Origin of the sequence: Bacillus pumilus (genome assembly GCF_900186955.1) — a bacterium.
GTDB classification, from domain to species: domain Bacteria; phylum Bacillota; class Bacilli; order Bacillales; family Bacillaceae; genus Bacillus; species Bacillus pumilus.
Window position 1 is genome coordinate 560,698 of the sequence record NZ_LT906438.1, and the last position, 18,615, is coordinate 579,312.

General features: G+C 40.6%; 24 protein-coding genes. 16 read left to right on the forward strand and 8 right to left on the reverse strand.

Annotated elements, in window-relative coordinates:
* Positions 1–132 precede the first annotated feature (132 nt).
* The 6 genes from CKW02_RS02785 to CKW02_RS02810 all read left to right on the forward strand — a co-directional run bounded on the left by CKW02_RS02785 (position 133) and on the right by CKW02_RS02810 (position 5,796).
* Positions 133–1,026 (forward strand): alpha/beta hydrolase, encoded by an 894-nt coding sequence (locus tag CKW02_RS02785; protein ID WP_003214423.1) that lies wholly within the window; start codon positions 133–135, stop codon positions 1,024–1,026.
* 139 nt (positions 1,027–1,165) lie between these two features.
* Positions 1,166–1,531 carry an MmcQ/YjbR family DNA-binding protein gene (locus CKW02_RS02790; protein WP_003213869.1) on the forward strand — a complete coding sequence of 122 codons (366 nt, stop codon included), beginning with the start codon at positions 1,166–1,168 and terminating at the stop codon, positions 1,529–1,531.
* A 101-nt stretch (positions 1,532–1,632) separates the two neighbouring features.
* Positions 1,633–2,394, forward strand: a complete 762-nt coding sequence (locus CKW02_RS02795) for an SDR family NAD(P)-dependent oxidoreductase (RefSeq protein WP_003214140.1) — start codon at positions 1,633–1,635, stop codon at positions 2,392–2,394.
* A gap of 105 nt (positions 2,395–2,499) precedes the next feature.
* Positions 2,500–3,252, forward strand: a complete 753-nt coding sequence (locus CKW02_RS02800) for a helix-turn-helix domain-containing protein (protein ID WP_003213924.1) — start codon at positions 2,500–2,502, stop codon at positions 3,250–3,252.
* The gene (locus CKW02_RS02805; protein WP_003213932.1) at positions 3,249–4,259 is read left to right on the forward strand and encodes an alpha/beta hydrolase family protein; all 1,011 of its coding nucleotides are present in this window, start codon (positions 3,249–3,251) and stop codon (positions 4,257–4,259) included. The genes CKW02_RS02800 and CKW02_RS02805 overlap by 4 nt, the downstream gene beginning before the upstream one ends.
* A 388-nt stretch (positions 4,260–4,647) precedes the next feature.
* Complete coding sequence (locus CKW02_RS02810) at positions 4,648–5,796, forward strand: type II asparaginase (RefSeq protein WP_003214267.1); 1,149 nt, start codon at positions 4,648–4,650, stop codon at positions 5,794–5,796.
* A 33-nt stretch (positions 5,797–5,829) separates the two neighbouring features.
* Here the strand turns inward: CKW02_RS02810 and CKW02_RS02815 are convergent, their stop codons facing one another.
* Complete coding sequence (locus tag CKW02_RS02815) at positions 5,830–6,729, reverse strand: alpha/beta fold hydrolase (protein WP_003214294.1); 900 nt, start codon at positions 6,727–6,729, stop codon at positions 5,830–5,832.
* Between the two features lie 56 nt (positions 6,730–6,785).
* Positions 6,786–7,238, reverse strand: coding sequence for a MarR family winged helix-turn-helix transcriptional regulator (locus CKW02_RS02820; RefSeq protein ID WP_034620211.1), 453 nt, complete (start codon positions 7,236–7,238; stop codon positions 6,786–6,788).
* A gap of 205 nt (positions 7,239–7,443) precedes the next feature.
* Here CKW02_RS02820 and CKW02_RS02825 point away from each other — a divergent pair, with 205 nt between their 5' ends.
* The 3 genes from CKW02_RS02825 (at position 7,444) to CKW02_RS02835 (ending at position 10,242) form a co-directional block, all read left to right on the forward strand.
* The gene (locus tag CKW02_RS02825; protein ID WP_003213833.1) at positions 7,444–8,049 is read left to right on the forward strand and encodes a TetR/AcrR family transcriptional regulator; all 606 of its coding nucleotides are present in this window, start codon (positions 7,444–7,446) and stop codon (positions 8,047–8,049) included.
* A 31-nt stretch (positions 8,050–8,080) separates the two neighbouring features.
* Positions 8,081–9,280, forward strand: a complete 1,200-nt coding sequence (locus CKW02_RS02830; RefSeq protein WP_003214403.1) for an MFS transporter — start codon at positions 8,081–8,083, stop codon at positions 9,278–9,280.
* 176 nt (positions 9,281–9,456) lie between these two features.
* Positions 9,457–10,242 (forward strand): GNAT family N-acetyltransferase, encoded by a 786-nt coding sequence (locus tag CKW02_RS02835; RefSeq protein ID WP_003213992.1) that lies wholly within the window; start codon positions 9,457–9,459, stop codon positions 10,240–10,242.
* Here CKW02_RS02835 and CKW02_RS02840 read toward each other — a convergent pair.
* Positions 10,237–10,710 carry a GNAT family N-acetyltransferase gene (locus CKW02_RS02840; RefSeq protein WP_003214094.1) on the reverse strand — a complete coding sequence of 158 codons (474 nt, stop codon included), beginning with the start codon at positions 10,708–10,710 and terminating at the stop codon, positions 10,237–10,239. The genes CKW02_RS02835 and CKW02_RS02840 overlap by 6 nt on opposite strands.
* 54 nt (positions 10,711–10,764) lie before the next feature.
* Here CKW02_RS02840 and CKW02_RS02845 point away from each other — a divergent pair, with 54 nt between their 5' ends.
* Positions 10,765–11,034, forward strand: coding sequence for a YesK-like family protein (locus tag CKW02_RS02845; RefSeq protein WP_003214041.1), 270 nt, complete (start codon positions 10,765–10,767; stop codon positions 11,032–11,034).
* Here the strand turns inward: CKW02_RS02845 and CKW02_RS02850 are convergent.
* Both CKW02_RS02850 and CKW02_RS02855 read right to left on the reverse strand, forming a co-directional pair.
* A complete protein-coding gene (locus CKW02_RS02850; RefSeq protein ID WP_003213822.1) occupies positions 11,031–11,570 on the reverse strand; it encodes a GNAT family N-acetyltransferase in 540 nt (179 codons plus the stop codon). The genes CKW02_RS02845 and CKW02_RS02850 overlap by 4 nt on opposite strands.
* On the reverse strand, positions 11,567–11,962 hold the full coding sequence (locus CKW02_RS02855) for a VOC family protein (protein WP_003214262.1): 396 nt from the start codon (positions 11,960–11,962) through the stop codon (positions 11,567–11,569). Before CKW02_RS02855 ends, CKW02_RS02850 begins: the two co-directional genes overlap by 4 nt.
* Before the next feature lie 193 nt (positions 11,963–12,155).
* Between CKW02_RS02855 and CKW02_RS02860 the strand changes: the two genes are divergently transcribed.
* The 5 genes from CKW02_RS02860 to CKW02_RS02880 all read left to right on the forward strand — a co-directional run bounded on the left by CKW02_RS02860 (position 12,156) and on the right by CKW02_RS02880 (position 15,599).
* Positions 12,156–12,698 carry a dihydrofolate reductase family protein gene (locus CKW02_RS02860; RefSeq protein WP_003214351.1) on the forward strand — a complete coding sequence of 181 codons (543 nt, stop codon included), beginning with the start codon at positions 12,156–12,158 and terminating at the stop codon, positions 12,696–12,698.
* A 108-nt stretch (positions 12,699–12,806) separates the two neighbouring features.
* Complete coding sequence (locus tag CKW02_RS02865; RefSeq protein WP_003213943.1) at positions 12,807–13,280, forward strand: MarR family winged helix-turn-helix transcriptional regulator; 474 nt, start codon at positions 12,807–12,809, stop codon at positions 13,278–13,280.
* On the forward strand, positions 13,264–13,887 hold the full coding sequence (locus tag CKW02_RS02870; RefSeq protein WP_003214133.1) for a nitroreductase family protein: 624 nt from the start codon (positions 13,264–13,266) through the stop codon (positions 13,885–13,887). Before CKW02_RS02865 ends, CKW02_RS02870 begins: the two co-directional genes overlap by 17 nt.
* A 17-nt stretch (positions 13,888–13,904) precedes the next feature.
* Positions 13,905–14,957, forward strand: a complete 1,053-nt coding sequence (locus CKW02_RS02875; RefSeq protein ID WP_003214049.1) for an LLM class flavin-dependent oxidoreductase — start codon at positions 13,905–13,907, stop codon at positions 14,955–14,957.
* Positions 14,958–15,305: 348 nt separating this feature from the next.
* Positions 15,306–15,599 (forward strand): hypothetical protein, encoded by a 294-nt coding sequence (locus CKW02_RS02880; protein WP_003214005.1) that lies wholly within the window; start codon positions 15,306–15,308, stop codon positions 15,597–15,599.
* 33 nt (positions 15,600–15,632) lie between these two features.
* Here the strand turns inward: CKW02_RS02880 and CKW02_RS02885 are convergent, their stop codons facing one another.
* Positions 15,633–16,196: a helix-turn-helix domain-containing protein gene (locus CKW02_RS02885; RefSeq protein ID WP_003214401.1), complete on the reverse strand. Its 564-nt coding sequence runs from the start codon at positions 16,194–16,196 to the stop codon at positions 15,633–15,635.
* Between the two features lie 111 nt (positions 16,197–16,307).
* Here CKW02_RS02885 and CKW02_RS02890 point away from each other — a divergent pair, with 111 nt between their 5' ends.
* Positions 16,308–16,895: a LysE family transporter gene (locus CKW02_RS02890; protein WP_003214091.1), complete on the forward strand. Its 588-nt coding sequence runs from the start codon at positions 16,308–16,310 to the stop codon at positions 16,893–16,895.
* A gap of 4 nt (positions 16,896–16,899) precedes the next feature.
* On the opposite strand, the gene CKW02_RS02895 is transcribed toward CKW02_RS02890, so the two are convergent.
* Both CKW02_RS02895 and CKW02_RS02900 read right to left on the reverse strand, forming a co-directional pair.
* Positions 16,900–17,451: a GNAT family N-acetyltransferase gene (locus tag CKW02_RS02895; protein ID WP_095117749.1), complete on the reverse strand. Its 552-nt coding sequence runs from the start codon at positions 17,449–17,451 to the stop codon at positions 16,900–16,902.
* 122 nt (positions 17,452–17,573) lie between these two features.
* Entirely contained in the window at positions 17,574–18,467 is an 894-nt protein-coding gene (locus CKW02_RS02900; protein ID WP_034620209.1) for a LysR substrate-binding domain-containing protein, read from the reverse strand.
* Between the last annotated feature and the right edge of the window lie 148 nt (positions 18,468–18,615).

The window sequence follows — 18,615 nt, forward strand, 5'->3', positions numbered from 1 at the left end:
ACCAAATAAAAAAGCGGGATTATCTTTTTTATTTTGATGAATTCAGTAAGGTGGTGCTGATTCAGTAGAAGGAAAAGAGGAAAAAGGAACGAATGAGTTAAGAAGAAATGAATAAGATAGGAGACTGAGATCATGAACTTACAAGAACAAATCAAAATCGCTGAGTCATTACGTCAACCGGCTGAAGGTTCATTACCGAGTCAATCGGAACTAAAACCAGTCCATCCTCCCGAAGTGAACAAAATGGAATATGACATTCCAACAAGTGCTGGCGAAACAAAGGTATGGGTATTTAAGCCGGTCAACACATCAAAGCAGCCGCTTCCCGTTTTTGTGAATTTACATGGCGGAGGATTTATCCTAGGCAGTGCTGAAATGGATAACCACTGGTGTCCGGTCATTGCAGACCGAGCGCAATGTATCGTCGTCAATGTCGAGTATCAGCTTGCCCCAGAGCACCCTTTTCCAGCTGCTCTTCATGAATGCTACGATGTCCTGAAGTGGCTGTATGAGCACCCTGATGAGCTTCAAATCGATCCTAATAGAGTAGCCATTGGCGGACATAGTGCAGGAGGAAACCTGGCAACGGCTGCTTGTCTCTTAAATATTCAAAAAGGGAACCCGCTCCCGATTGTCTATCAAGTGCTTGATTATCCGCCACTTGATTTAGCCACTGATCCAGCGCAAAAGCCAGCATTTGAAGAAGCGATCCCAGTTGAAATGGCGAGACTCTTTAATTCCTTCTATCTGCAAGGCCAAGATCCGCACAATCCGCTCGTTTCTCCAATCTTTGCCGATCGTTCATCCTTGGCACAATTGCCACCAGCTCTCGTTATCACAGCTGAAAGAGATTCGCTAGCTCAAGAAGCCGAACAATATGCGGAGAAGTTAAAAGAAGCAGGGATAGACGTCACGTACAGACAGTTTAAAGGAGTCCCTCACGCCTTCACGCATGCCGGAGATTTAGAAATAGCTGAAGAAGCTTGGCATCTCATGAGTGATCAATTGAAGAAGGCGTTTGAATAAGAAAGAAACATTGATATAAAAGCACAGAACCTAGCGGGCCTGTGCTTTATTGTTGTGAAGTGAATGAAAAAGATCAGATATATGCCTTTATAGTCGATATAATAGAAAGAATAGTAGACTTAAAAAAGGAGCGAATCTAATGGAAAAAGAGAATCTACAGGCATTTTGTCTTTCTTTAAAAGGAGTCACCCATGATTATCAGCCAGAATGGCAGGCAGATCGATATCATATTGGTGGAAAGATGTTTGCTATGATGGGCGGAGATGCGAATCGAAAGCCTGTTATCACTTTAAAATGTGACCCTCAACGTGCTGAAGAACTAAGAGAGATGCATGAGGGGATTATTCCGGGCTATTATATGAATAAGACTCATTGGAATTCCATTTACCTTGATGCAGACATTCCAGCTTCATTTGTAGAGGAGTTAATCGAACATTCCTACCAATTGGTTTTTCACAAATTAACAAAAAAATCTCAACATGACATCCTCCAACATGATGAATGAAGCTAGACAAGTCACCCCTGTGATTCTCTTCAAAATTGACTAGAGCAAAGTGCTGTCGTTATAATTTAACTAGTTAGAAGACGTTCATAGGGGGATATAAAATGAACTATACAGTCATTACAGGAGCAAGTTCAGGTATTGGATATGAGGCGGCACTGGCCTTTGCAGCACGAGGCAAAAACCTTATTTTAGCTGCACGCCGGCTCGAGAAACTCCAAGAACTGAAGAAGGAGATTCTTGATCAATATCCCGATATCAAAGTAAATATACAGTCTGTCGATTTAACCGACATGGAGCAAGTGTATTCATTTTATGAATCATTGGCTGAATATGAGCTCGACACCTTCATTAATAATGCAGGATTCGGCCATTTCGGCTCGATAGGAGAACAGGATGTAAGTAAAATTGGGGATATGCTTCATCTGAATATCGAAGCCTTAACGATTTTATCCACTTTATTTGTTCGTGATTATGAGCAAGTAGAAGGGGCTCAGCTGATAAACATTTCTTCAAGAGCGGGCTATACAGTCGTCGGCAATGCCGTCACCTATTCGGCCACGAAGTTTTACGTGAGTGCCTTTACAGAAGGACTGGCACTAGAGTTGAAAGAAAAGGGAGCTAAGTTACAGGCGAAAATATTAGCACCTTCTGCAACAGAATCAGAATTTGCAAAGCGTTCATTAGATGTAGATCAATTCGAATATGAAGGCAATATCAAGAAATATCATACATCAAAAGAAATGGCAGCTTGTCTGCTTGAGCTTTATGACCATGAAAAAACAGTCGGTATTGTTGACGGCAAGACATTTGATTTTGAATTGAAAGATCCGATTTTTTCACATGCTGGTCCAAGTATGAAATAGAAATGACACATCACTGAGGGAAGATGTCCTCGGTGATTTTTTTATGGCATGATTGACTGTGTGGTAACCACATGGTTTAGAATGTGTACACAAGGAGGGAATCTAGTGACGTATGTAACAAGTGGAGAAGTATGTAAGCTATTAAACATCACAAAGTATACGCTTCGTCATTATATAGAACAGGATCTCGTCCGCCCTGCGAAGGTCGCTCAAAATGGGTACCAATTATTTGATGAAAAAGAAATTTACACCCTTTATCAAATCCTCTTCTTAAAAAAGGCGGGGTTTTCTTTAAAAGATATCAGCGAGAGCTTTTCGAAAGAACCCGGTATGACTCTGTCCTATCAAGGTATGCTGGATCAGGTCGAGAAGCAATTACAGGAATTGAGTGAAGTGAAACAGCGTCTGGAGCATATGCTGTCGATTCAAAACAGCCTTCAGCTTAATCAAACAACGACTCAAGATCGGCCAATTCGTTATTTAAAACAGATCCCAGATCATCTTCTAAAGACTGAAACAGAGCTCGACTTTAAACAAATCGTTCACCAAAAAGAGCTGGATCTGTCTCTTTTTGAGGAGAGATATTATGTGATCAATCTGCAAGATGACTCAACCATTTCTTATTATGTATCAAATGAACAGGATTACGATGTGAGACTGGATGCTGGTTCTTACGCGGTCAAAAGTTTTTTAGCCGGGGATGAAAAGAAAGTCATTGAAGAAATTGAGGCTTTTCTACACGAAGCTCCGTTTGACCAGCCTTCTTATATGATCTTATATGAGAATGTACCAGTCTCTGTCACGTACCAAGATTCCATGGTGTACACAGTTGAACAGAGAGCGGGGAATAGAAATTGAAAAAAAGGATTTGGCTGATCATCGCTGCAGCGGCATTCATTTGTATCACAGCATTTGTATTTTATGAAAACAGCTTTGCTATGAATGAAAAGGGAGTCGTCATGGAGACTGTGGATGGGACATTATCAGGTATCGTCACAACACCTAAGAAGGAGTCGGTAAAAGGAATTGTCCTTTTTGTACACGGAGATGGTCCACAAAATGCCACATATGACGGAGGATACAGACCTATAATGGAACGCTTTGCAAAGCAAGGCTATGCGTCTATATCATGGGATAAGCCCGGGGTGAGTCAATCAGAAGGAAACTGGCTGCATCAATCCATGGATGATCGTGCAAAGGAAGTAGAGAATGTGATCAAATGGGCGAAAAAAGAGCATAATCTTCAATCAAAACAAATCATCTTATGGGGAGCAAGCCAAGCGGGCTGGGTGATCCCAAAAGTAATGACAGATCAAACCGATATCACAGCCTCCATCCTTGTCGGGCCTGCTGTCAATTGGATGAGACAGGGAAGGTACAATACACTTCAAACATTAAAAGAAGCGGATGCATCTCAAGAACAAATTCAAAAAACACTCAAAAAAGAAGATGAGCAAAACAAATTATTAGAAGAAGGCGCGGCTTTTCGCACATATCAAAAGAAAACGGACGATCAAGAGATGACAAAAGATCGTTATGAATTCATTCAAAAGAACATGAAAGCCGATGCCACTTCAGATATCAAGCGCATCCAATCACCGATCTATTTGGTTTTGGCACAAAATGACCGAAACGTAGATTCCGCTGAAACAAAAAGGATCTACGAGAAAGAAGTAGCACCTCAATGGTTGCATATTCAAACAATAAGAGACGTAGAGCATTCAATGCTGAATCCGCTCATTCACCATTCCAATGCCCTGATCACATTAGCAGCGATCGCTACACCGAAAGATTTCCTGCTTAGCCAAGCGTATTTAGATCACTGTGAACATATACTCGAGCAGCTAAAAACACCTTCACATTAGGTGTTTTTTTCATGCGTTCTTTGATAAAGCAAAGAATCAAAGATCCAGTAGATGAGACTGCTCATGATGACGATAGGTATAGATGCTGAGCTTCCAGTTAGATAAAGAGGATGGAAAGCCTTTGGCTTTGTAAAATTTACTATATTTTATCATAAATTGATGATCTAGCATCGTTTACTATTCTTAATTGAACAACCTCAATACTCCTTTTTAAAAAGTAAAGTTAGGAATTTAGATGTAAAAAAATAAGTGTAATAATACCCTTTTTACCTTTATTTGGTTCTGTATCTTTCGCCTCATGCTGATGAATGAAGGAATGGTATAAAGTAAATCCTATAGAAAGAGACCTAGCTTTGAATCCATCACATTTAAGAAAAGAGATGATCGAATGAACGTAACAAAATGGTTAGGTGCTGTCCTTCTTTCTGTTTTATTAATGTCGACAGCAGCTTGTGCCAATACAAGTACCCAAGAGAAAAATCAAAGCGAAAACGAAACCGCATCTAAGGAATCAAAAGACAAAACGACAGCCGTAGAAACAGGTAATAAGTCCTTGTCTAATATTAAGGTATTAGCGACGGGCGGGACGATTGCTGGCAGTTCAGACAGTGATACAGATACGACAGGGTATAAATCTGGTTCACTTGGCATCGATAAAGTCATTGCTTCAGTTCCTCAGCTCAAGGATATTGCAAACGTAACAGGTGAGCAGGTGGCGAACGTAGGCAGTGAAAATGTGGATGATGCTCTTCTTTTAAAATTAGCCAAACGAGTCAATAAACTCTTAAACGATGATCAAGTCGATGGGATTGTCATCACACATGGAACAGATACACTTGAAGAAACCGCTTACTTTTTACATTTGGTTGTCAAAAGTGATAAGCCAGTTGTGGTCGTTGGCTCAATGAGACCAGCGTCTGCTATCAGTGCGGATGGCCCGCTGAACTTGTATCATGCTGTGAAAATTGCATCCACAAAAGAAGCCAAAGGCAAAGGGGTCATGGTCACATTAAATGACCGAATTGCATCAGCTCGATTTATTACAAAGACAAACACGACCACAACCGATTCCTTCAAGTCTCTTGAGCAAGGCTACATTGGAGAAATTGCTGGTGAAGTGGTTTCCTTTTATAACGAACCAACAAGAAAACATACGTCTGAAAGTGAATTTGATGTATCAAACATAAAAGAATTACCACAAGTCGATATTTTATACGGCTATCAAAATGATCAAAAATACATGTATGATGCAGCAGTAAAAGCAGGAGCGAAAGGCATTGTCGTTGCCGCAGCCGGAAATGGAACGATGTCAACAGAAGCCATCAAAGGGGCAACAGATGCCGTGAAGAAAGACGTGGTCCTCGTGAGATCAAGCCGTGCAGGAAATGGAATTGTGACCCATGAAAAAATGGATGATGAACATCACTTTGTTTCATCGGATTCATTGAATCCACAAAAAGCACGCATTCTGCTTATGCTCGCTCTAACGAAGACAAAAGATCCAAGTAAAGTGCAGGCATATTATGAAAAGTATTAATGAAGAAAGGGACCCGAAGCTTCGGGTCTTTTTTTATACGTGCTCCTGATGATGCTCTTCTGCACGTGTTTTTAAAGAGAGTAAAATATCTCGCCAAATATCGTCTACATCCGTAAGAAAATGTCCCGCTTCATCGATATAATAGGTTTTGACGTTTGGAATGTTAGGAGCCATTTTTTCTATTTCGACAAACGGAGCCATGGAATCTTCTTTTCCATGCCATACATCAACTGGGATTTGAATATCTTTCATATCGAATGCCCACGGACGCGAGAGTAAATCTGGTTCATGAATACATTCATCCACCGATTGACGAGTGGCTTCGTGTAAATGTGTCATCATCATCTCTAACTGCTCATCGGTTTGAAGGAATTGACGGTCCCACGGATGTAAATGCTTGTTCCCGTTTTTAGCCAGCTTCTTAAATTTCTCTGGTTTGTTCTCAATCATTTTCTTCTGGGAACGATAGCTTGCTCTTAATAGCCAAGGAAACTTCTTACTGAGGAAAAAAGCCAATTTGTTTTCTTTGAGCATACTTTTAGGCGGTTTTCCGTTTTGAAATGGCGTTGTACTTGAAATCAGAGCGGCTGAAAGGACTCGATTCGGCAATTGATAAGCACAGCCAGCAGCGAATGCGCCGCCTCCAGATACACCCATCACTGAAAAATGGTGAACGCCGAGATGATCTGCTACTTCCAACACATCTTTTGCCCAATCTAAAATCGTACGGTCAGGTTGAGGGGTAGATAAACCAAATCCTGGTCTGTCTAAACAGATGAGACGAACACCGAGCTCTTTAGAAATGGGGTCATCATCTAAAAACATCACTCTTGATCCAGGAGTTCCATGAAAAAAGAATACTGGAAACCCTTCAAGATCCCCGTATTCACACAAACCAATATGACGACCATCTTTTAAAAGAATGCTATCCATACTTTCATCTCCTTAATAGTTTATCTAACTTAAATGTTGGAGAAAGAAACACCGTATTAAAGCGCTTCTTTCGCAATCTGATAGATTTTTTCGTATAGAGACAATAATGTTTTTAAATCTTCTTTTGGAAGCTTTGCATAATATTTTTGAATGAGGTGCAATTGAATTTCTTCTGTATTCTTGTGAAAGTCATGACCCTTTTGAGCAAAATCAACAATGATTTCCCGTCGGTTATGTGGATTAATTTCTCGTTTGACATAGCCAAGTTGTTCAAGCTTTGATACAAGCTGGCTAGCGGCACTTGCCGAAATTGAAAAGTAATCAGCTAGTTCGTTGATTGTTCTTGTTTTTGTCCGTAATAATTCAAGTGTCAGTTCTTGTTTGGCTGATAAATCTGCATATTCATGTTTTAAAAATCGTTGATACTCTTCTACATAGATGGAGCCTAGTGCATTCGAGTATTCAATGATTTTTTTACTGTAATGAATGATTTCTGCATCCAATGACATCACCTCTATTCCATTATAGGCAATGTTTATAGTTAAGTGAAGTTAAATATTAAGGTAATTTAAATGAAGAAAGGGCATAAGTGATTGTTTCGATGACTTTTTCATTGTATTTTGAATAAGATCCATTTATAATAAAAAAATAAACCAACTGGTCGGTTTTGAATTTTCCTGATGAAGAAAAGCAAAATAGAAGGGATTGTGAAAGATGACAAGTACACAAAGCGGGGCTGAAAAGAGCGAGAAGACGAAGCAAAAAATCGTCACCGCTTCACGTGATTTATTTGCAAAAAAGGGATATTCAGAAACATCTGTGCGAGATATTCTAGAGGCGGCTGAAGTTAGTAAAGGCAATCTTTATCACCATTTTAAAGGAAAAGAGTTTTTGTTCCTTCATATCATGGAAGAGGATCACCTCTTGATGATGGAGACGTGGCATCAGGAAAAACAAACGATGCACCAGGCCATTGATCAGCTCGCAGGATTTGCAGAGCTGCTCAGTCAAATGGGCATTAACTACCCATTAATGAGAGCAAGTGAGGAATTTTGTGCAAGTGCCTTTACATCAGACGAGGTCATGGAACGGCTGAACAAGATTGATGTCGACTTTGATGATGTGATGAGAGACATCATACTTAAAGGTAACAAAGATGGCAGCTGGTCGATCCAGCATGTCGAGTCAACGGTGAAAATATTATTATCCGTTTTTTACGGATTAGACGTGTTGTATAAAAATGATCCAATCGAAGAGAAAAAAGAATTACAAAAACAAGCGATCTCATTGATTATTCACGGAATCAACCATCATGAGTAACAATTGAATCAATAAAGGGGAAACAAACATCATGCAAAAACCGATTCGTGAGCAAAAAGCTGTACTCGTTATTTTATTAAGTAACATATTTATTGCGTTTTTAGGCATTGGTCTTATTATTCCTGTCATGCCGCTATTCATGAATGTGATGCATCTAACAGGGAGTACGATGGGATACCTTGTGGCGGCATTTGCTGTGGCTCAGCTCATTGCATCACCTATTGCAGGGAGATGGGTAGACCGTTATGGAAGAAAGATTATGATTGTGTCAGGACTATTTCTATTTGCGTTATCAGAACTTGTCTTCGGTCTTGGGACACACGTGTATGTGCTGTATTTTGCAAGGCTGCTAGGCGGTATTAGTGCGGCATTTATCATGCCAGCTGTCACTGCTTATGTCGCTGATATCACGACCATTCAAGAAAGATCAAAGGCAATGGGATATGTGTCAGCGGCCATTAGTACCGGCTTTATTATTGGTCCTGGGATTGGTGGATTTATCGCAGAATACGGCGTACGCCTGCCATTCTTCTTTGCAGCAGGGATTGCCTTTATAGCTGTCATTTCGTCTATGCTTTTGCTAAAGGAGCCATTAACAAAAGAAGAGCGAGCGAAGCAGATGGATCAAGTGAAGGAATCCACCTTCTTTAAGGATTTGAAAAAATCGATCCATCCAAGCTATCTCATCGCTTTTATCATTGTGTTTGTCCTCGCGTTTGGACTGTCTGCGTATGAAACGGTCTTCAGCCTGTTTACAAATCATAAGTTTGGATTTGGTCCAAAAGATATTGCGGTGATTATTACGGTCAGCTCGATTGTGGCAGTCATCATCCAAGTGCTGGTGTTTGGAAAACTCGTAAATACCCTTGGGGAAAAAAGAGTCATTCAGCTATGCTTGATTGTCGGAGCGGTGCTTGCTTTTGTTTCAACTGTTGTCTCAGGCTTTATGGTAGTCCTCATTGTCACATGTGTGATTTTCTTAGCGTTTGATTTATTGCGTCCAGCATTAACGACCTTCTTATCAAAAATCGCTGGCAATCAACAAGGATTTGTCGCAGGGATGAACTCTACCTACACAAGCCTAGGTACGATTTTCGGCCCAGCCCTTGGCGGGATTTTATTCGATCAAAATATACATTTCCCATTTCTATTCGCAGGTGTTGTCTTATTTCTCGGATTAGGCTTAACCCTTATTTGGAAGGGGAAGGCAGAAGAGCCTGCGGCAGAATAACAGAAATGAGACCTTGAGTGAGGTCTCTTTTTTTATGACTGTGGCTTCAGACGATTCAATGCCTGTGCCATTTTTTGATTTTGATGCATAACAATTCTTGTTGCAAAGAGTCACTGCATGCGCGCATTTTTTTATATATAATGGAAAAAAAGAACATGTTTGGAAAAGGGGGCGCCATGCATCTTTTGGAAAAGCAAAGGACAGCATCGATAAAAGAAGGAATTCGCCAGATCGATCCGGCATATCCAGTGTTTGTAGATGCGGTCATGGATGGTTTTATACAAGGGGATCTTTATGTAGATGATGCAGTGCACCCTCGTATTTATTTTCTCGAAACAGCATGCGGCATTTATTATGTTGCAGGGAAGAGAGAGGAGGAGTTGTCACACTGCTCGGCGTTCATTGTGGATGTTTACGAAAGGCAGAGAAGACAAAATGGCCGGTTTACCGTATTTTCAGCGAATCAATCAACAGATGTGATGATGAAAAAATGTCTTGGGTCACATCTGAATGAGATGGAAAGACATGCGTACGTTTTTTCGCAAGCAAAATCTTATGTTCTTGCGACTCATTCAGGCTACAGAGTAGAGCGGACAAATGAACAGGTGATCAAGGCAAGCAGGGCTTTTCCTCCTAGCTATTACGAAGCCTATTGGGGGAGAGCGGCGCGCTTCCTATCAAAAGGAATCGGAGTTGCTATCTTAGATGGTGAGAACGTGGTGAGTGAATGTGTCTCCATTTTTTCAAGTGAAGATCGTGTGGAGATAGATATTTGGACAGAGGAAGCCTGCCGGGGGAAAGGTTTAGCGCAGCTGGCAGGTCAGCTGATGATCAAGAGTTGTCTTGAAAATAAGAGGACACCGCATTGGGATTGCGATGTCCATCACCTAACTTCGATCAAACTGGCAGAAAAGTTAGGCTTTCAGCGGACAAAAACCTATCGATTGTTTTACAGCTCATGATGAGAAGGTTTTGAGATACCAAGCATCCATTGCAGAATGCTCAGAGCCTTCAATCGGTTCTGAAAGAAGAGAAAAGCCATATCGCTGATAAAGGCCTGTAGCCGCAGTTAATTCCTGGCGGGTTTCTAAATAACATGCTTCATAGTATGTAGAGGCATATTGCAGCGCCGTATCCATCAGTTTTTTGCCCGCACCTTTTCCTTGTGCCTTTGGACTCAGATAAAGCTTTTGTAATTCACATATTTCGTTAGTAAATGGAGCAATGCCAACGCCGCCCATAATATCGCCATTCTCTTCAGCAATCCAATAGGCTGCATGAGTCAATGATTGATAGTATTCGAACAGCTGGTCAAGGTGGGGATCAGTGTAGGCGGTTCCTTCAATCGCCAGATTCGCCGATTCTAGTGACTGGCGGATAATCGCTGCGATATACGGGTTGTCTTTTTGCTCAATGGGTCTCATGTTCATTGGAAGTACCTCCATCGTCATAAAATAAAAAAAGAGAAAGTGAGTTGAAACAACATGTTTTGGCTGCAAACCGCTATTTTTACAATTGTTGTATTATGTCTCTCATGGTGGGCAGGGAGAAGAGGCAGAAACCGTCATGCGGGGCTGATCCTCCCTATATGCTTCATTCTATTTGGATTGGTTTTATTGATAGCCAGTTTCTTCATTGGCAGATGGGAAGGCATGGCACTTAGTATATCAAGCGTCTCTATCGTTCTCTCTTCCATGATTTGTTTGATCATCGTCACAGCGATTCAATTTTTAAAAAAAGATGTCCCTTCTTAAGCAGGGGCATCTCCACTGTTCATCTGATTGTATTCTTCACGAAGGATGCCCATGATGATCACATCTGAGTAGGTACCATTGAAATAAAGCGCTTGACGTCTTTTTCCTTCATATTGAAATCCGGCTTTCTCATAGCTTCTGAAGGCTCTCGGATTGTGGGAAAAGACTTCGAGCTCAAGGCGATTGAGTTCTAACGTCTCAAAGGCGAATGCTTGAACCATTCGGACAGCTTCAGTGCCATAGCCTTTTTGGAAATGTTCTGGTCCATGAAGCGCAATGCGGAAGCTTGCCGTATGATTGATTAAATCAATATCCACAATCGCCGCATCCCCAATCATTTCTTTCGTGTCTAACAGACAAATGGCGAAATCTCGTCTGCTGTCATCTTGTAAAAATCGGGTGTAGGCTGAACGAATTTCTTCTAGTGTGAACGTTTTGCGTGTGCCAGTCATGTAAAGTGTTTCTGCATGCTGGCATCCTCTTTGAATCCCCGGATAATCCTGTTCTTCAATCGGTCTCAAAAATAAGCGGGTCATGACGGATCACCCTCCTCTATATATCGAGATATTTCAATTAAATTCAGATCAGGATCACGGATATAAACAGATTCAACCGGACCTAATGTGCCTGTGCGCCTGACGGGTCCCTCTTCAATAGGAACGACTTGCTTGCGAAGGTGCAGCAGCAAACTGTCCATATCTAAATCGGTGATAAAGCACAAATCACTAGAGCCTGGAAGTGGGTGAGCCGCTGCCGGCTCATATTCATGACCAGCTTCATGAAGATTGATCTTCTGTAAACCAAAACGAAGCGCTTTACGGCCTTCTCCAAAGGTTTCTTCCTTCATTCCTAATACGTTTGTATAAAAGCGAATGGTGTCCTCCATATGTTGTACAGTCAACACGATATGATCAAGTCGTCGTATCATCAGTTTCTCCTCCAAGTATGATCATTGATTGAACTGATTTTATTATATCATTACTTGAAGAGGATACCTTAGTGAATCACGGTGTTGAAGGCATGAAAACGGATGATGAAAAATCCATGTATACTTTGTCTTTTCTTTCTGATACAATCGAAATAGAATATATGTTCTCATTTAAGATAAGGGAGTGATGGAATTGAGTCAGAAAAGGAAGCTGCTTTTTTATGGGGCAATGAGTATCGATGGCTATTTAGCGAGAGAGGATCACAGGCTCGATTGGTTAATAGGAACAGAGGGCGAAGAAGAAACGAGGTATGATGACTTTTATGCGTCAGTTGATACGCTGATCATGGGGCGAAATACATATGAGCAGGTTCTACAGCTGTCACCAGATGAGTTTCCTTATGAAGGAAAGACATGTTATATCATGTCACGTACTTTACAAGACAGTTTGAAAGGAACCCATATCATTCGTGAAGATATCTTATCTTTTATGAAAAAATTAAAACATGAAGAAGGTCAGCATATCTGGATTGTCGGCGGCGGGGAACTGCTTCAGTTTTTCATAAAAGCAGGATTGGTTGATGAGCTTTATCTTCAAATTGCTCCTGTCATGATTGGGAGAGGCATTCCCCTGTTTTCCCCAGCGGATATAGAATCCAGGTTTTCATTAAAAGAAGTCAAACAATACAAGCAGATAGCTGAATTGCATTTTGTCTTAAAAGAAGAAGATCACTGATTTGAGGTGGTCTTTTTTTTATGAAACAAACTCGTTGACAATCATATATCCTAGTGTTAGGATAAATTTATCCTAGTTTTAGGATTTCTTAAAAAAGGAGTAGTTGCCATGGTGCAGCATGAACATGAATTAGACTTAAGGCTATTCCGCGTGTGGATGAAAGCCTATCAAGCTCTTTTTACAAATATTCAAACAGACATTGAACGTTATGATATCGGATTTGAAAACTTTCAGATCCTTGAATTGCTTTATAGTAAGGGGCCACATCCCGTACAAAAAATCAGCGACATCCTGTCAATCCCAAGTGGAAGTATGACATATGTCGTGAACAAACTAGAAAAACAAGAGCTCGTGAAAAGGCAATGTGCGCCCTCTGATAAACGTGTATTTCATGTATTACTGACGGAAAAAGGAAAGCAATTGTTTGACGACATTTTTCCTAAACACACAGATGTCATTTCACAAAACCTATCCTTTATTGAAAAAGAAGAAAAAGAACAGCTCATTGAATTATTAAAAAAAGTCGGTTTAGGTGCAAAACAACTTCACGAAAAGGGGAAACAAGATGACTCTCAGCTTTGATACATTGGTACGTGAAAGACGATCCGCATCAAATTTTTTGCCAAATATCTCGATATCGAGAGAAGAGCTTAACAGCATTTTTGAAGAGGTCAAAATGGCACCATCTGCTTTTAACTTACAGCACACACAATATGTCGTCGTCCAAACAGAAGGTCTCAAAGAACAAGTAAGAGAAGCCGCATTTGGACAATATAAAGTGCATTCCGCCTCAGCAGCGATCATTGTACTGGGAGACCCAAAGGCTTATCAGCAAGCGGCGAACATTTATGAAGGTCTGAAAATGCTTGGCATTTTAAACACGCAGCAATACGAAGAAATGGTCAGAGAGACGATGAGCTTTTATGAACAGAGAGGAGCGGATTTTCAGAAAGAAGAGGCAATCCGCAATGCTTCATTATCTGCGATGCTATTTATGCTCGCCGCCAAAAACAAGGGCTGGGACACGTGCCCAATGATCGGCTTTGACCCTGAAGCAATGAAAAAGGTGCTCAACATCGATTCGGATTTGGTTCCTGTGTTAATGATCACACTAGGAAAAGAAAAAGTAGAGAGCAGACAACCGAGAGGCTACCGAAAGCCTGTCTCTGAATTTGTGACATATTTATAAGATAGGGGGTTCCACTCATGGAACTAGGAATTAGTACATTTGTAGAAACAACACCTGATTTTCAAACAGGAAAAACAGTCAGTCACGCACAGCGTATTCGAGAAGTAGTCGAAGAAATTATTTTAGCAGATCAAGTCGGTCTCGATGTATTTGGCGTAGGTGAGCATCATCGACAAGATTTCGCTGCATCGAATCCCGCTGTTGTCTTAGCGGCTGCAGCAACACAGACAAAGAATATCCGCCTGACAAGTGCAGTGACAGTCCTTTCATCAGCAGATCCTGTTCGTGTCTTTCAGGATTTTGCAACGCTAGATGGACTATCAAACGGGCGTGCAGAAATTATGGCAGGCCGTGGTTCATTTATTGAATCATTCCCGCTCTTTGGCTATGACCTTGATGACTATGAAGAATTATTTGAAGAAAAGCTTGATTTGTTGCTCAAATTACAGCAGTCTGAGCGTGTCACATGGAGCGGAAAGCATCGCCCAGCTATTCAGGATGTTGGGGTGTACCCAAGACCTGTTCAAGATCCGCTTCCAATCTGGATCGGCAGTGGAGGAAACCGTGAATCTGTCGTACGTGCTGGATTATTGGGACTGCCTTTAGTACTTGCCATCATTGGCGGAAGTCCTAGACAGTTCGCACCGCTCGTTCAGCTGTACAAGCAAGCGGCAGTGCACGCTGGACATGACCCTGAGAAATTAACCGTGGCTTCACATTCGCATGGATTTGTTGCTGAAGAAACAGAACTGGCAGCAGACCAATTCTTCCCTTCCACACAGCATGTGATGAATACGTTAGCAAGAGAGCGAGGCTGGGGACCTTATACTCGTTCTACATTTGATGCAGCGAGAACGTTAGAAGGCGCGCTGTATGTAGGAGATTCAGATGCAGTGGCAGAGAAAGTGATTCACCTAAGAAAAAATGTAGGAATCACACGTTTTATGCTTCATGTACCAGTTGGTTCAATGCCGCATGATCAAGTATTAAAAGCCATTGAGCTATTTGGAAAAGAAGTCGCTCCTAAAGTAAGAGAAGAGGTTGCCCGCTGGGAAGCAGAGCAAGCATAACGAAAAAGGTCGATCAAGTGAATAGGCTTGATCGACCTTTTTGATGCTTAAGGATCAATGACACAAGGTTTCACTGTAGGGCATGAAGCAGCAGAAGCAAGTGGTGTGGTCGTCAAGGTGAAGAGAAAAACAAGTTGAAAACAGATGAGCCATTTTTTCATGAAATCACCTCCGTTCACAATTGTTTGACGGAATGAGATGAGGATAAAAGCACAGAAGTATAAAACACTCTCTATCCAACATAAGACAATCATATCATAATTTTCAAAAAAATGAAAAAATATCTTATATAAGTACTGAATTATGGTATGGTTATTATGTTCTACAAAAAAAGGGAGGGATTTTTTTATGAAAAAGGTCATGTCTTCTGTTTTAGTTGGAGCAATTGTCTTAACGGGTGCTGGGGTCACAACTGCTCCAGTGGAAGCAAAGGAGCAAACAAACAGTGAAATAACGGCTCAGGCCAGTCGAACTGTTTCAGTAACAAGAACATATACGACATCAAATATCCCAGAAAGTATTGTATATGCAGAGGATGGCTGGGTCGGTATTTTAAAACAAACCTCTATTAAAGAATTGGGATTAGGAAAATATAGTGTCACATTTACTGGAACAGTGGTACGCGATCCAGGATTTAATTAAATAAAATGCAAAGCTGACAGGTGGACAAGCCTGTCAGCTTTTTTCATGAGGATAATAAAGAATCATTTGCAGCCGGACCATTTGTTCTCCGGTTTGTTTATATGCATGCGTACGGTCCGCTTTAAAACGAATGGAGTCGCCGGCGTTTAAGCTGTATTGCTCATCTCCAATGGATATATCAAGCGCTCCCTCAAAAACGGTAATCAATTCCTCTGTCCCACCAATGTGTTCATTTGCATGCAGCGACCCGCCAGGATCAATTTCTACTCGGTACACTTCAAATTTCCCCCGGTTATCAAAAGGAAAAGTCGTATATACGCGATATCGCCCATCATCTTCCGTTAAAATCTGTGCATCTTCATTGCGTACTACTTTGATTTCAGGCTGTGGTGCGTGAATGAGCTCACTAAAAGATACCTTTAATCCGTTGGCGATTTTCCATAAAGTCGTGATGGTAGGGGTTGATTCTCCTCTTTCAATTTGTCCAATCATGGTTTTGCTGACACCTGTTAATTCTGCCATCTTTTCGAGGCTTAATTTCTTTTGGTCTCTAAGAAGCCTCACATTTTTAGAAATAATCGATTGTACATCTTCCATGAAAAAAACTCCTTTCTCTATTTACTTTATAAAGACCGAACGTTACAATAAAACGTAACATACGCAATAAAGTAATTAAAGTCTTAATAACGTACAAGGGAGGCGGCAACTATGATTCTTTCTATGTTGATCTATGCTTTTGTGAGCAGCTTTACCCCAGGGCCAAACAACATCATGGCCATGGTCTTTACGAATAAATATGGGGTCAAGCAAACATTTCGATTTTGTTTAGGTGTGGGTATCGGATTTCTCGTTATTTTGTGTTTGAGTTGCTTCTTTAATATCATTCTTTATCAAGTGATGCCGAAAATAGGCTGGGTCATGGCGTTCATCGGAGCTGCATACATGATTTATTTAGCGGTCAAAATCATGAAAAGTAAAGGCGGGGATGACGAAACACTTGATCGTTACAATCATTTTGTCCCTGGTATGATGCTGCAATTTATCAACCCAAAAGCGATCTTGTATGGATTGACTGTGATTTCAACATTTGTTTTGCCATATGGACAATCGAATATGCAGTATGTCATATGGACGCTGATTCTCGCACTTATTGGATTTCTCGGTACATTTAGCTGGAGCCTATTTGGCTCTTTGTATAAGCGCTTTTTGACTGCTTATGAAAGACCGTTCCAGTATGTCATGGGGCTGCTTCTAATATACAGTGCGATTTCAATGGTATGGGGTTATGTGATGTAAGTAGTCAGAAGCTTGGCCGCTGCCTGCCCATCACAACAGTATTGTAATAAAGTCCATCTGCCAGACGTTTATCATTTTTTAATACCCCTTCAATCAGAAAGCCATGGTGCTCATATAACCGAATGGCTTTTTGGTTCGTTTCTAGCACTTGAAGTGACATCTTCTGGATGCCTTGCTGATCAGCCCAGCCAATAGAAGCGGCTAAAAGCTCTTTGCCAATGTGATAGCCCCAAGCATCCTTTTGAATGGCAACGCCAAAAGTCACTTTGTGAGCAAAGCGCTTGAGTGAATGTCCCTCACATCTTGAGAAACCAACAATGTCTCCTTCAATATCAGCGACCAAAAATAAATGCCTGCTTTGTTTGGTATCCTCTTGAATCAACACCTCAAAATCTTTTTCATGAAGAAAGGCTTCGCCTGGTTCACGGTCTAAATATTCTGTTTCACCATCAATTTTCAGCCTGAGCGCTGATAACTGCTTGGCATCGCCAATTGCAGCAGACCGAATCCGATAGGTCAAGTCACGAACGGTGAATATGTTTTCAGAGATCATCATAGAACACCAACCTTTCTTTCTATTATGTCTATCATACCTGAAACGTGTACATAGCAGGTGAAAGCTTTTAAGTCTGTTTTATAGATCATTATTTTTTAATCCAGCTGACGCTGGCTGGATTTTCATGATTTAGACTGAGAACTTAAATAGGCTTCTCTCACAACTGTTAAAAAGTGGTCAGCGACGGTTGATGTTTCATCTTGTCTCCATGAAACATATAAATTTACTTTTGGTGTAGTTTCTTGGATTTTTCTATAAACAACCCCTGAGCGTTTTACGCTTTCTACTGAGGATGGAACCACAGAGATTCCCATTCCTGCAGCAACTAAATTCACAATCGTATGCATTTGAATAGCTTCCTGAACTACGTTTAAACTTATGCTATTTTCCCAAAAGTAGCTGATAATTAAATCATAAAATGCTGCACCTAGATGACGTGGAAACATGATAAATGGTTCATTGGCTAATAAATGAATTGGAACTTTGGGAAATGAAGCTAAAGGATGATTTTCTGGCAAAACCAAGCTTAATGATTCCTCACAACAAATTTCTGAGGTAAGTATCTTATTATTTTGGTTAGAACGAATAAATCCTATTTGAATTTCTTTCTTATATAGTGCTTTTAACTGCTGTTCTGTAGCCATTTCACATAAGACAAGATGGATGTTAGGGAAACTTTCTCGAAACCTTTTAATAATATCAATCACAATATCAGTAGAATCAACGAAACCGATCGTTAAATGACCTATTCTTCCGTCATCTGCAAGCTGTGTTGCTTTAATCGTTCTATCTACTTGAAGAAGCGTACGGCGGGCTTCTTCTAAAAATACTCTCCCCGAATCTGAAAGTTCAACCTGTCTTCTCGTTCTATGAAAAAGCGTAACACCTAACTCTTCTTCTAATTTGCGAATTTCCTGACTTAATGGAGGCTGTGCCATTTTAAGACGTTCAGCTGCCCGGCTAAAATTTAGTTCTTCAGCAACCATGATAAAATAACGTATTTGTCTCAGATCCATTTTTTATGCCCCCCTATACATTTCAACATTGCTTATTGTGTTTTTTAATGGAAATATTTTTAGTTATATAAAATATATATATATTTATCTGAATATATATATTATACATATTAACGGCCTCTTTTTATAATGAAAGTATTCTTTCAAA